Source organism: Streptomyces griseosporeus, assembly GCF_014656055.1.
GTDB lineage: Bacteria > Actinomycetota > Actinomycetes > Streptomycetales > Streptomycetaceae > Streptomyces > Streptomyces griseosporeus.
In genome coordinates this window covers 1,274,412-1,287,312 of the sequence record NZ_BNBR01000001.1, presented here as the reverse complement: position 1 = coordinate 1,287,312, position 12,901 = coordinate 1,274,412, and the positions used below count along the sequence as shown (strand labels likewise).

General features: G+C 73.8%; 13 protein-coding genes. 3 read left to right on the top strand and 10 right to left on the bottom strand.

What is annotated here, in order from left to right; genetic code table 11:
• Positions 1-112: 112 nt before the first annotated feature.
• Entirely contained in the window at positions 113-883 is a 771-nt protein-coding gene (locus tag IE308_RS05685; protein WP_162655647.1) for a creatininase family protein, read from the bottom strand.
• A 45-nt stretch (positions 884-928) separates the two neighbouring features.
• On the opposite strand from IE308_RS05685, the gene ribA reads away from it, so the two are divergent.
• Positions 929-1,603, top strand: coding sequence for a GTP cyclohydrolase II (gene ribA / locus IE308_RS05680; protein WP_110633113.1), 675 nt, complete (start codon positions 929-931; stop codon positions 1,601-1,603).
• A 14-nt stretch (positions 1,604-1,617) separates the two neighbouring features.
• Here the strand turns inward: ribA and IE308_RS05675 are convergent, their stop codons facing one another.
• From IE308_RS05675 to IE308_RS05665, 3 genes are all read right to left on the bottom strand, one after another.
• Complete coding sequence (locus IE308_RS05675; protein ID WP_190216833.1) at positions 1,618-2,847, bottom strand: serine hydrolase domain-containing protein; 1,230 nt, start codon at positions 2,845-2,847, stop codon at positions 1,618-1,620.
• A gap of 63 nt (positions 2,848-2,910) precedes the next feature.
• A complete protein-coding gene (locus IE308_RS05670) occupies positions 2,911-4,296 on the bottom strand; it encodes an MFS transporter (protein ID WP_190216832.1) in 1,386 nt (461 codons plus the stop codon).
• A complete protein-coding gene (locus tag IE308_RS05665; RefSeq protein WP_190216831.1) occupies positions 4,293-4,874 on the bottom strand; it encodes a TetR/AcrR family transcriptional regulator in 582 nt (193 codons plus the stop codon). Before IE308_RS05665 ends, IE308_RS05670 begins: the two co-directional genes overlap by 4 nt.
• 89 nt (positions 4,875-4,963) lie before the next feature.
• Between IE308_RS05665 and IE308_RS05660 the strand changes: the two genes are divergently transcribed.
• Complete coding sequence (locus IE308_RS05660) at positions 4,964-5,419, top strand: PPOX class F420-dependent oxidoreductase (protein ID WP_190216830.1); 456 nt, start codon at positions 4,964-4,966, stop codon at positions 5,417-5,419.
• Positions 5,420-5,455: 36 nt separating this feature from the next.
• Here IE308_RS05660 and IE308_RS05655 read toward each other — a convergent pair whose 3' ends face one another.
• Both IE308_RS05655 and IE308_RS05650 read right to left on the bottom strand, forming a co-directional pair.
• Entirely contained in the window at positions 5,456-6,667 is a 1,212-nt protein-coding gene (locus tag IE308_RS05655) for an MFS transporter (RefSeq protein WP_190216829.1), read from the bottom strand.
• Positions 6,668-6,734: 67 nt separating this feature from the next.
• A complete protein-coding gene (locus IE308_RS05650; RefSeq protein WP_190216828.1) occupies positions 6,735-7,508 on the bottom strand; it encodes a maleylpyruvate isomerase family mycothiol-dependent enzyme in 774 nt (257 codons plus the stop codon).
• A gap of 179 nt (positions 7,509-7,687) precedes the next feature.
• Between IE308_RS05650 and IE308_RS05645 the strand changes: the two genes are divergently transcribed.
• The gene (locus IE308_RS05645) at positions 7,688-8,029 is read left to right on the top strand and encodes a VOC family protein (protein WP_190216827.1); all 342 of its coding nucleotides are present in this window, start codon (positions 7,688-7,690) and stop codon (positions 8,027-8,029) included.
• 17 nt (positions 8,030-8,046) lie between these two features.
• Here IE308_RS05645 and IE308_RS05640 read toward each other — a convergent pair whose 3' ends face one another.
• From IE308_RS05640 to pgi, 4 genes are all read right to left on the bottom strand, one after another.
• On the bottom strand, positions 8,047-8,712 hold the full coding sequence (locus tag IE308_RS05640) for a TetR/AcrR family transcriptional regulator (protein WP_190216826.1): 666 nt from the start codon (positions 8,710-8,712) through the stop codon (positions 8,047-8,049).
• Positions 8,713-8,828: 116 nt separating this feature from the next.
• Positions 8,829-10,292 (bottom strand): AsmA family protein, encoded by a 1,464-nt coding sequence (locus tag IE308_RS05635; protein ID WP_190216825.1) that lies wholly within the window; start codon positions 10,290-10,292, stop codon positions 8,829-8,831.
• Positions 10,293-10,375: 83 nt separating this feature from the next.
• Entirely contained in the window at positions 10,376-11,251 is an 876-nt protein-coding gene (gene gnd / locus IE308_RS05630) for a phosphogluconate dehydrogenase (NAD(+)-dependent, decarboxylating) (protein ID WP_110633142.1), read from the bottom strand.
• Positions 11,252-11,253: 2 nt separating this feature from the next.
• Entirely contained in the window at positions 11,254-12,900 is a 1,647-nt protein-coding gene (gene pgi / locus IE308_RS05625) for a glucose-6-phosphate isomerase (RefSeq protein WP_190216824.1), read from the bottom strand.
• Between the last annotated feature and the right edge of the window lies 1 nt (position 12,901).

Genomic DNA, 12,901 nt, shown 5'->3' with positions numbered 1-12,901 from the left:
GACTCGGCGCCGGCACCGGCCTCGCCACCGCCGTCGTCTACGGCGTGCTGTGTCTCGCGGCGGCGTTGCCGGGCGCGGTCGTCCTCGTCGCCCGCTGGTGGGGCGATATGCGTCAGGCGGCCTCCGGCCCGTCCCCGGTCAGCAGCGCGAGGGTCGCGCCGAAGGCGTCCACGAGGCTCGCCAGCAGCGCCTTCCCCTTGTCCGCCGAACCCAGGGAAGGACGGCCGATGACCCCCGAGTCGGTGTAGGCGGACATGCCGGCGGTGAGCAGATGACGGCGGTCGTCCGCCAGGTGATCGGCGGACTCGTACCCAGGGCGGACAAGGTGCGGATGAACGTGCAGCAGGATCGACGTCTCGATCTCCCCCGCGTGCATGTCGCTGAGCAGCGAGGTGACCACCCCGGCCCGCTCGCGCGCCGCCTCCCAGTCCTCGACGGCCGGGAACAGCGCGAGCCGCTCCCCGCGGGCCGACGCCTCCTGGACGACGTTGCCGAGGACGTAGTTCCCGCCGTGCCCGTTGACCAGCACCAGCGCGCCGACGCCGGAGCGGCGCAGGGAGTCCGCGATGTCCCGCACCACCGCGTGCAGCGTGACGGAGGAGATGCTGACGGTCCCCGGCCAGGCCGCGTGCTCGTGCGAGCAGGAGACCGTCACCGGAGGAAGGAGGTGCACCGGGTGCGCTGCCGCGATCTCCCGGGCGATGGCACAGGCGACGAGCGTGTCGGTGGCCAGCGGAAGGTACGGCCCGTGCTGCTCGTAGCTGCCCACGGGAAGGACGGCGACCTGTGCTGAGACGCCCTCCGCCCGCTCCCGTACGTCCTGTGCGGTGTCCGCCGGCACCAGCATGTGCGCCGCCGCCGCGTCCCTGTCCGAACCGCCCATCGTCCCCCGGCCTTTCGTCGTCGCCCGAAGCTTAGGAACCAGATCATGACAGAGAACAGCACCGCGCCCCTCGGCCTCCTCGGCGCCCAGCCGTCTCCGCGCACCGGCGTGGAACGCGTCGTGACCGCCCCGCTGCCCACGGTGTACGGCCAGTTCCGGGCCGTCGGCTACCTCGACCACGACCGCGGCGACGAGCAAGTGGCCCTGGTGTACGGCGAGATCGGCACCGAGGACGTCCTGGTCCGGCTGCACTCGGAGTGCCTGACCGGGGACGCCTTCGGCTCCCGGCACTGCGAGTGCGGCGACCAGTTGGAGGCCGCGCTGCGCGCGGTGGCCGCCGAGGGCAGCGGCGTCGTCGTCTACCTGCGCGGGCACGAGGGGCGCGGCATCGGCCTGCTCGCCAAGCTGCGGGCGATGGCCCTGCAGGCGGAGGGCCTGGACACGGTGGAGGCGAACCTCGCGCTGGGGCTGCCGGTGGACGCCCGCGACTACGGGGTCGCCGCGGGCATCCTGCGCGACCTCGGGGTGCGGTCGGTGCGGCTGATGTCGAACAACCCGCGCAAGCGCGAGGCGCTGGTCCGCCACGGGGTGCGGGTCGCCGAGCAGGTGCCGCTGCTGATCCCGCCGTGCGAGTCCAACATCACCTACCTGAGGACCAAGCGGGAGCGGATGGACCACCATCTGCCCCACCTGGACGCGGTGGGGCAGCTGACCCGCTGAGGGCGTGAAGGCGGTCAGCCGGTGACCGCCTCGTGCACCAGCCGCCTCAGCTCCGGGAAGATCCGCAGCGAGCGGCGGGGCCGCACCTGGGTGAGGAACTGCACGGTCAGATCGCGGCCCGGGTCGACCCAGAAGGTCGTGGTGGCGACGCCGCTCCAGCCGAACGTGCCGAGCCCCGACGGCGCCTGGGTGCGGGCCGGGTCGACCACCACCGACACGCCGAGGCCGAAGCCGACGCCGTCGTTGCCGGGTTCGTCGTGCGCGGGGCGGCTGCCGAAGGAGCGCAGGTCGGCGCCGCCCGGCAGGTGGTTGCGGGTCATCAGGTCCACCGTCTCGGGGGCGAGCAGGCGGACGCCGTCGAGTTCGCCGCGGCGGCGCAGGAACTCCATGAAGCGGTGCCAGTCGGGCGCGCTCGACACCAGCCCGCCGCTGCCGGACAGGAACCGGGGCCGGCCGTGCACCGGCAGCCCGGGGATCGGCGTGATGCCGCCGTCGTCGGTGTCGCCGTACAGCTCGGCGAGCCGGCCCGCCTGCTCGGCCGTGACCTGGAAGCCGGTGTCGGTCATGCCGAGCGGGCCGAGGATCCGCTCGGCGAAGAAGGTGTCCAGCGGCTGCCCGGACACCACCTCGATCACCCGGCCCAGCACATTGGAGGCGACCGAGTAGTTCCACTGGGTGCCGGGGTCGAACTGGAGCGGCAGCCGCGCGTACACCTCGATGGTCTCGGCGAGGTCCGCGCCGGAGGGCACCGAGGAGTGCAGGCCGGCCGCCCGGTAGAGCGCGTCGACCGGGTGGGTGTGGTAGAAGGCGAAGGTCAGGCCCGCGGTGTGGGTCATCAGATGCCGGACCAGTATCGGTCCGGCGGCGGGCCGGGTGACGACGTCCTCGCCCGTTCCGCTCACGTACACCCGCGGGTTCGCGAAGGCCGGCAGATGCCGTTCGACCGGGTCGTCCAGCGCCAGCCGGCCCTCCTCCACCAGCAGCAGCGCGGCGACGGCGGTCACCGGCTTGGTCATGGAGTAGATCCGCCACAGCGTGTCCGGCGTGACGGGCGCCCCCGCGGCGACATCGCGCAGCCCGTGCGCGGTGAGGTGGGCGACGCGGCCGCCGCGGGCGACGGACACCAGGAAACCCGGCAGCCGGCCCTCGTCGACGAGGTGCGCCAGGTGCCGGTCCAGGCGGTCCAGCGCCTTCGCGCCCAGCCCGGCCTCGGCCGGGTCGACCTCTTGTCGCAGCAGTGCCATCGCTCTCCTCACATCGCGCCGCTGGGTGCGTTCCGGCATACCCGCCCGACCCGTCCGAAGACCTCACCGTCGCGCGGGAACACGGGCACGAACCCTCTCTTGGCCGTGTCCCCCGCCGGCCCCGGAGAAACGTCCCGGCAGCCATCGGCCCGCCACCGCCCCCACCAGCGCGACCCCCGCCAGCACCGGCAGCGGCGCCCGGGCCCCGCCCGCGTCCGTCAGCGTCGCCGCCAGGGCCACGCCGAGCACCGGACCGACGTTCAGCGCGGTCTGCTGCAGCCCGCCCGCCACCCCGGCCGAGGACGCCTCCGCCTCCCGTACGACGACATGGGTGGCCGCCACCATCACCGTGCCGAACCCGGCGCCGAGCAGCGCGAACCCGGCCCCGAAGCCGAGGGGTCCGGCGGCCCGGTCCAGCACCAGCACCCCGAGCGCCAGCACGGCCATCGCCGACACCGTCGTGCGCCGGGCACCGGCGCGGCGCAGCAGCACGGCGCAGCAGGGCGCGGCGGCGATCATCAGGACGGCCAGCGGCAGGCTCAGCAGCGCGCAGTGCAGCGCGTCGAGGCCGAGCCCGCGCTGGAGCAGGTACACGCAGGCGAACAGGGCGCCGTGCAGCGCCGCCGACGCCGCGACCAGGATGCCGAGCGCCGAGGCGACGGCCGGTGCGCCGACGACCGCGGCGGGCAGCAGCGGACCGGGCGTACGGCGCTCATGGCGCACCAGCGCCACGGCGCACCCCGCGGCCGCGGCGAGGCCGCAGAGCCGCGCCGGGGTCCAGCCGCTCGCGGGCAGTGCGACGAGGGTGTGCACGAGGCAGGTCAGCAGTGCGGCGAGCAGGAGCGCGCCCGGCAGGTCGAGGGCGGGAGCGCCTGCCTGATGGCGTCCTTCCGGTCGGCGCACCTCCGCCCGCCGGGCCAGCGCGAGCACGCCGAACACCGCGGCCGGGACGACGTTGAGGAGGAACACCGCCCGCCAGCCCGCCCCCGTCACCAGCGCCCCGCCCACCACCGGGCCGGCCGCCGCGGCCAGCCCGATCGCCGCCGTGCGCACGGCCAGCGGGGTGCGCAGCCCCTCCGGCGGGTACGCGGCGCGCAGCATGCCGAGGGTGGCCGGTTGCAGCAGCGCCCCGCACACGCCCTGCACGACCCGCAGCCCGATCACCCAGCCGACGCCGGGCGCCACCGCGATGCCCGCCGACACCGCGCCGAAGCCGAGCAGACCGATGCCGAACAGCCGCCGGTGCCCGTACCGGTCGGCGAGCCGCCCGGCGAACACCAGCAGGCCCGCGACCGAGATGAGGTACCCGGTGCTGGTCCACTGCACCGCCGCGAACGACGCGCCCAGGTCGCGCTGGAGCGCGGGCTGGGCGACGGTGAGGACCGTGCCGTCCAGCGCGACGACCACGGCCCCGGCCACGCTGGCCGCGAGCGCGAGACGCGGGTTCACCGGGCGTCCCCGGCGCCCAGGTGCGCGGTGAGCACGGTGTCCAGCAGGGGCCCGAAGTCCTGTGAGCCGGTGGCCAGTTGCAGGCTGCCCCAGCGCCACAGCTGGGCGAGGCCGTGCAGGTTGGCCCACAGCGCCCCCGCGACGGCCCGGGCGTCGGCGCCGGGCCGGACCCGGCCGACGAAGTCCACCAGGACGCCGAAGAGCGGAAGGCTGGTGTCCCGCAGGCCCAGATGGCCGCTCTCCAGCAGGTCGTGACGGAACATCAGCTCGTACATGCCGGGGTTGCCGGAGGCGAACTCCAGGTACACACGCGCCAGTTCCCCGATCCGGCGGCGCGGGTCGGCGTCGCCGCCGCCCGGCACCGCGGCCACCCGCTCGCCCAGCTCGGCGAAGCCGCGCCGCGCGATGGCCGACAGCAGCTCCAGATGGGTGGGGAAGTGGCGGCGCGGCGCCCCGTGCGAGACCCCCGCCCGGCGGGCGATCTCCCGCAGGGTCAGCGCCTGCACCCCCTCGCGTGCGACCAGCTCGACTCCGACGTCCACCAGCCGGGCCCGCAGCCCGGACTCCTCATCCCGCATAGACACTGTCTACCAGAGCGGGGTAGACAGTGTCTACGGCCTGTGACATGCGGGGAATGGGTGTTCTTGCGTGGTGGGTTGAGAAAGACATGACTCAGCACACCGGACCCGACGCCACCGAGGCCGCCCTCCTCGCCCTGCTCTCCGAGGGCCACAGCGGGGTGCTGGTCACCCTCCGGCGCGACGGCCGCCCCCAGCTCTCCAACGTCAGCCACCACTACCACCCGGACGAGCGCACGATCCGGATCTCGGTGACCGACGACCGCGCCAAGACCCGCAACCTGCGCCGCGACCCGCGCGCCTCGTACCACGTGACCTCCGCCGACCGGTGGGCCTACACCGTCGCCGAGGGGACGGCCGAGCTGTCCCCGGTCGCTGGGGACCCCTACGACGAGACGGTCGAGGAACTGGTCCGCCTCTACCGGGACGTCCAGGGCGAGCACCCCGACTGGGACGACTACCGCGCCGCGATGGTCCGCGACCGCCGCCTGGTCGTCCGGATCCGGGTGGAGCGGGCGTACGGCATCCCGAAGAGGACCGGCTGACCTGAGGGAGGGCCCGGCACGGGACCGGCGTCCGCGTCAGGCCGCCGGCCCCGCCGGGAAGCCGTGCCGGCGGGCGCCGACCACCACCGCGAGGACCGGCGCCAGCAGCACCGGCACGCTCCACGGGAACACGCCCGCGCCGAACCGGTCGAGCAGCACCCCGCCGACCACCCCGCCGCCCGCCATCGCCACGTTCCACAGGGTGACCAGCATCGCCTGCGCCGCCTCGGCGTGCTCACCGCCCGCGTCCGCGGCGGCCGTCTGGAGCAGCGTGGGCACCCCGCCCCAGCCGAGCCCCCACAGCGCGGCGGCGGCGTACACCGCAGGCAGGCTGTGCGCGGAGACCGCGAGCAGCGCCGCCCCCGCCCCGACCAGGAGGGTGGCCGCCACGGTCAGGGCGCGCAGCCGGCGGTCGATACGGGCGCCGACGTACCAGATGCTCACCAGGGACGCCGCCCCGAACACCAGCAGCACCAGGCCGGTCGAGCCGCCCAGCCCGGCGTGGTCGAGGAACGCGGCCACATAGGCGTAGAGCACGGTGTGCGCCAGCACGAACACCAGCGTCACGAACAGCACCGGCACCACGCCCGGCACGCCCACAGCCCGCAGCATCGGCGCCCGCGCGCCGCGTTCCTGCCCCGGCCGGTCCGGCACCAGCAGGCCGATCCACCCGAGCAGCGCCACCGCCACGGCGGTCATCAGCGCGAACGCCGCCCGCCAGCCCAGCAGTTCACCGAGATACGTCCCCGCGGGCACCCCGAGCGACAGCGCCACCGGGATGCCGGTCATGACGACGGCGACCGCACGGCCGCGCAGCGGGGCGGCGACCAGGCTGCGCGCGTAGCCCGCGAGCAGCGCCCAGGCGAGGCCGGCGGCGACGCCCGCCAGGAACCGGGCGGCCATGGTCAGCGGATAGCTCGCCGACAGGGCGGTCACCGTGTTGGCGGCGGCGAACCCGGCCATCGCCGTCAGCAGCAGCCGCTTGCGCCGCCAGCCGGCGGTCGCCGCCGACAGCGGGATCGCGGTGAGCGCCGTGCCGACGGCGTAGATCGTCACCGACTGCCCCATCGCGGGCTCGCCCACCTTCAGGCCCGCGCTCATCGCGGGCAGCAGCCCGGCGGGCAGCGTCTCGGTGAGGCTCGTGACGAACACGGCGGTGGCCAGCGCGAGTAGGGCGGCCAGGGGAAGGCGCGGCGCACGGGCGGGGGCACCGACCGGCCGCGAGGTCTGTTCGGTCCGAATGCTCATGCCCGCAGGGTCGACCCTGACACTGGTGTCAGGTTCAAGAGCGGCAGACGCGGGACGGGTGCGCGCTCTACGCGGTCGGGTCCCACTCGGCGAGCCGCTCCATCGGCTCGGTGTCGCCGGTGATCTCCAGGTCGTCGAACGGGAGGCGATCGTAGAAGTAGAGGACCAGTTCGCTCGCCGGGCCCCGCATCGTCAGGTCGGCCGGCTCCGCGTTGGCGGCGAGGTCGTCGCAGCGCACGCCGTCGGCGTCGAGGGTCAGACGCCAGGAGCCGCCCTCGGCCGCGTGCAGGTCGATGGTCGCCGGCTTGAACGGCCAGGGGACGTCCGTCGCCGAGACGGTCGTCAGGAACTCGTCGACGCCCTCGACCGCGACGTCCGCCGGCAGCGGCTGCGCGGCCCCCAGGGTGAGCTGGACGTCGTAGGTGTGGACGGCGATCTCCTGGATCTGGTGCCGGGCCACGGCTCCGCTGGTCTGCGGGGCCTGCGAGCGGCCCCACCAGGTCCAGCAGCCGCGGTCCGGGCCGGCCTCGCGCAGCGCGTCGAGCATCAGCCCGGTCGACTCGGCGAGCCAGGCGTCCAGGGCCTCTCGGTCGCGGGGCGCGGTCGGGGCGCCCTTCGGGTCCGTCTTCGCCGGGGGCTCGGCGCCCGGGCCCGCCGTGACGATGGCGGCCTGGCGGCGGCGGCCGTCGCCGAGGTGCTGCGCCAGCTCGCGCAGCGTCCAGTCCGGGCAGGTCGGGACCTGGACGTCGAGGTCGGGGGCGGAGGCGAGCGCGGCGCGGAAGGCGGCCGAGCGGTCTTCGATCAGCCGCAGGACCTCGGGGAACTCCAAGATGGTGTGCACTTCGAAGGTGTATCACGGGGCTCCGGTCGTCAGATAGCGAATTTGTCCGACGAACGCCCGGCCGACCGGGCGGAGCGCCGGCGCCGGCGCCGGAACGGTCCTGACACCCCGTCACTGGCCGGAGGCCCCTGTACGCGGCGGTCCTTGCCGTCGGGGCGGGCGGGGCCTAGCCTCGCCGCGTGATCGATGGAGTGCATGTCGTGCTGTACTCGCGGGACGCCGAGGCGGACCGGGCCTTCCTGCGGGACGTGCTGGGCTGGCCGCACGTCGACGCGGGCAACGGCTGGCTGATCTTCCGCACACCGCCCGCCGAGGTGGCCTGCCATCCGGCCGACGGGGAGCCGTCGCACGAGCTGATGCTGATGTGCGACGACCTGACCGCGACCGTCGCCGACCTCACCGACCGGGGCGTGGAGATCACCGGGCCCACGGTCGACGCCCCCTGGGGCCGGCTGACCGGGATCCGGCTGCCCGGGGGCGGCGAGATCTCCCTGTACGAGCCCCGGCATCCGCGGCCGTAGCGCAGGGCACCGCCGGATCAGTCCGCGGGGCGTTCCGCCGTCAGGTAGGCGATCACCATGTCGCCGAGCAGGGTGCGGTAGTGCCCGCGCCGGGCGGGGTCGGCCAGGTCCCGGTCGAACAGGGCGCGGAACGTGTGCCGGTTGGCGATGCGGAAGAAGCAGAACGAGCTGATCAGCGCGTGCACGTCGACGGCGTCCACGTCGGCTCGGAACCGGCCGGACTCCCGCCCCGCGGCCAGGACGCGGCGGATGACGTCGAGGGCGGGGGAGCCGGCCCGGCCGAGCTGTGCGGAGGCGGCGATGTGCTCGGCGCCGCGCATGTTCGCGATGCCGGCCAGCCGGACGAAGTCCGGGTGCCGCTCGTGCTGGTCGAAGATCAGCTCCGCCAGCCGCCGGACGGCCGCCACCGGGTCCAGGCCCGTCACGTCCAGCTGCTGCTCGGCCTCGCGGACCGCCTCGTACGCCCGCTCCAGGACGGCCGTGAACAGCTGTTCCTTGCCGCCGAAGTAGTAGTAGATCATCCGCTTGGTGGTGCGGGTGCGGGCGGCGATCTCGTCGACGCGGGCCCCGTCGTAGCCGGCCCGGGCGAACTCCTGTGTGGCCACGTCGAGGATCTCGGCCCGGGTGCGGGCGGCGTCACGGTCGCGTCCGCCGGGACGTGACGGTTCGTCGACGCTGGTCATCGGGTCCTTTCGGGGTCTGGGGGCGGTGGCGGCGGCCGGTGCCGGTGATTGTAGAAGGCGCCAGGCCGCCCGGCGCCGGGATCCGTCCGGACCCGGCCGCGTCGCCCCACGGCCCGTCAGGGACGGCTGACGGTACGGGTGACGCCCGCGACGACGGTGGTGGCGAGGATCCAGCCGCCGAGGACGAGGACGTAGGCGAGCGCCTGGTACCAGCCGGTCGGCGCGAACGAGGACTCCTGCCCGAAGGAGATCACCGGCAGCAGCAGGTCGAGGGTGTAGAACAGCGGGCTGAACGGCGGTGCCTCCCCGGCCTTCAGCGGTTGCGGCGGGTGCAGCGCGTAGACGGCCGAGCCGACGGCGAGCAGCGACAGCAGCCAGCCCGCCGCGCGCAGCGGGCGGAAGCCGTAGCCGACGGTGGCGTCCTGGACGTGCCCCCACAGCCGCCCGTACCAGGGCAGGGTGCCCCGGTGCCGGCGCTGTTTGGCGAGCTGCACCAGGCGGGCGGCGTGGTCGTCGCCGATGCGCCGGTAGGCGGCGGTCAACTGCTCGTAGGCGTGCGGCACATAGCCGTGCCGGTCGCGCTCCAGCATCGGCAGGCGGCGCTCGGGAGGCTCGTGCGGCGTCAGGGAGGTGTAGGTGAGGTCGCTGAGCAGCACCTCGTCCGGCACGACCTCCGGTTCCAGCAGCAGCGTGTCGAGCTGGGCGCGCCGCAGGTTCAGGACGCCCTCCATGGGCGGGCTCTTGCGCAGCCACAGCTCACCGATGCTCGAACTGGCCACCCGCAGCGCGTGCCCGCCCGGATTGGCCAGCCGGGCGTACGACAGGTCCAGCCGCCCCTCGACGCGCGCGCCGCGCAGACCGACCCAGCCGCGCACCTCGGCCTGGCGCAGCAGCAGATGCCCGCCGACGCTGAGGGTCTCGGCGTCCAGGGCGGCGTGTCCGGGGTGGTCGAGCAGTGCGTCGTTGAGGTTCAGGGTCCCGGCGACGTTCGCCCCGTTGAGGCGTATCTGCCCGTGGGTGTGCAACCCGGGCGCCCACAGGTCGGCGCCGACGGCCGTCGGGTTGAGCTGGAGCACCGGCTCCTCGGTGTCGCCCGCGTCGATCGTGGCGCTCTCCATGTAGAGGCTGCCGCTGATCTGCGCTCCGCCGAGCCGTACCGTCCCGGTGAACCGGGCGCGGGTCATGCGCAGGACGCCGTCGACGTGCACGGCGTGGGCGACGAGCCCGGGCAGGACGGACTCGCTGAGGTTGAGTTCGCGCAGCCGGGCCGCGTAGCAGCGGGGTGCCTCGGCGAAGTGGCAGTGCCGCAGCCGTACCGGGTGGTCGACGGTCGCGTACTGGAGGTCGAGCCGTCCGGTGATCCGGGCGCCCGCCAGGTTGAGCGCCGGTATCTCGCCGGTGCGGCGGGGGCCGTCGAGCAGGAGGGCCCGCAGTACCTCGGCGCGGACGGTGCGCTCCGGGCCCCAGGCCGCCCCGTCGGCGGGGTCGTCGTCGGGGGAGGGGCGGAAGTCCAGGTGCGCGCCGGTCACGAAGGCTTCCCGGACCCGCCGTTCGGCCGGGGTCAGATCGTCGGTGTCCATCGCGGGGACTCTGACCCGGCCGAACGGGGGGTGTCAACTCCGGGCGCCGGAGGGGGTGTTCAGGGCACTGGGGCCCGGCGGCGCTACTTCTTCTCGACGGCGTGGCCGCCGAACTGGTTGCGCAGCGCCGCGATCATCTTCATCTGCGGCGAGTCGTCCTGCCGGGAGGCGAACCGGGCGAACAGCGACGCGGTGATCGCGGGCAGCGGGACGGCGTTGTCGATGGCCGCCTCGACGGTCCAGCGGCCCTCGCCGGAGTCCTCGGCGTAGCCGCGCAGCTTGTCCAGGTGCTCGTCCTCGTCGAGGGCGTTGACGGCGAGGTCGAGCAGCCAGGAGCGGATGACGGTGCCCTCCTGCCAGGAGCGGAACACCTCGCGGACGTTCTCCACGGAGGGGACCTTCTCCAGCAGCTCCCAGCCCTCGGCGTAGGCCTGCATCATCGCGTACTCGATGCCGTTGTGGACCATCTTCGCGAAGTGCCCGGCGCCGACCTTGCCCGCGTGGACGTAGCCGTAGGGGCCTTCGGGCTTGAGGGCGTCGAAGATCGGCTTGAGGCGGTCGACGTGCTCCTTCTCGCCGCCGACCATCAGCGCGTAGCCGTTCTCCAGGCCCCACACGCCGCCGGAGACACCCGCGTCGACGAAGCCGATGCCCCGCTTGGCGAGTTCCTCGGCGTGCTTCTCGTCGTCCGTCCAGCGGGAGTTGCCGCCGTCGATGACGGTGTCGCCCGGCTTGAGGATGCCCCCGAGCTGGTCGATGACGCTCTGCGTGACCCGGCCGGCCGGCACCATCACCCAGACCGCGCGGGGCGCGGCGAGGCGGTCGGCCAGTTCCACCAGGTTCTTCACGTCGGAGAGTTCGGGGTTGGTGTCGTACCCGATCACCTCGTGGCCGGCGTTGCGCAGACGCTCGCGCATGTTGCCGCCCATCTTGCCGAGACCAACAAGACCGATCTGCATGGTTACTTCACTTCCTTGAGGTCGCGGTAGGCCGCGACGAGAGCGGCGGTGGAGGCGTCGAGGCCGGGGACGTCGGCGCCCTCGGTGAGGGCGGGCTCGACCCGCTTGGCGAGGACCTTGCCCAGCTCCACGCCCCACTGGTCGAAGCTGTCGATGTTCCAGACGGCGCCCTGCACGAACACCTTGTGCTCGTAGAGGGCGACGAGCTGGCCGAGGACCGACGGGGTCAGCTCGCGCGCCAGGATGGTGGTGGTGGGGTGGTTGCCCTGGAAGGTGCGGTGGGCGACCTGCTCCTCGGCGACGCCCTCGGCGCGCACCTCCTCGGCGGTCTTGCCGAAGGCGAGCGCCTGCGTCTGCGCGAAGAAGTTCGCCATCAGCAGGTCGTGCTGCGCCGCCAGCCGGTCGTCCAGCTCGGCCACCGGGCGGGCGAAGCCGATGAAGTCGGCCGGGATCAGCTTGGTGCCCTGGTGGATCAGCTGGTAGTAGGCGTGCTGGCCGTTGGTGCCGGGCGTGCCCCACACCACCGGGCCGGTCTGCCACTCGACGGGCTCCCCGTCGCGCTGCACCGACTTGCCGTTGGACTCCATGTCCAGCTGCTGGAGGTAGGCGGTGAACTTCGACAGGTAGTGGGAGTACGGCAGCACCGCGTGCGACTGCGCGTCGAAGAAGTTGCCGTACCAGATGCCCAGCAGACCCAGCAGCAGCGGGGCGTTGGCCTCGGCGGGGGCGGTGCGGAAGTGCTCGTCGACGAGGCGGAAGCCGTCGAGCATCTCCCGGAAGCGGTCCGGGCCGATGGCGATCATCAGGGAGAGGCCGATCGCCGAGTCGTAGGAGTAGCGGCCGCCGACCCAGTCCCAGAACTCGAACATGTTGTCCGGGTCGATGCCGAACTCCGTGACCTTCTCACCGTTGGTCGACAGCGCGACGAAGTGCTTCGCCACCGCCTTGTCGTCGCCGCCGAGGCCGTCCAGGAGCCAGGCGCGGGCCGACGTGGCGTTGGTGATCGTCTCGATCGTGGTGAACGTCTTCGACGCGACGATGAACAGCGTCTCGGCCGGGTCCAGGTCGCGCACCGCCTCGTGCAGGTCGGCGCCGTCCACGTTGGAGACGAACCGCACGGTCAGATCGCGGTCGGTGAAGGCGCGCAGCGCCTCGTACGCCATGGCCGGACCGAGGTCGGAGCCGCCGATGCCGATGTTGACGACGTTGCGGATGCGCCTGCCGGTGTGGCCGGTCCACTCGCCGGAGCGGACCCGGCCCGCGAAGCCGGCCATCTTGTCCAGGACGGCGTGCACGGCCGGGACGACGTTCTCGCCGTCGACCTCGATCACCGCGTCGCGCGGGGCGCGCAGCGCCGTGTGCAGCACGGCCCGGTGCTCGGTGAGGTTGATCTTCTCACCGCGGAACATGGCGTCGCGCAGCCCGAACACATCGGTGGCGGTGGCCAGTTCCTGCAGCCGGGCCAGCGTCTCGTCGGTGATCAGGTGCTTGGAGTAGTCGATGCGCAGGTCGCCGACGGTGACGACATAGCGCTCGGCGCGGCCGGGGTCGGCCTCGAACAGGTCGCGCAGATGGGCCTGCCACTCGGCGCGGTGGTCGGCCAGGGACGCCCACTCGGGGCGCCGCGTGAGGTGCGGGTTCTCGGTCATC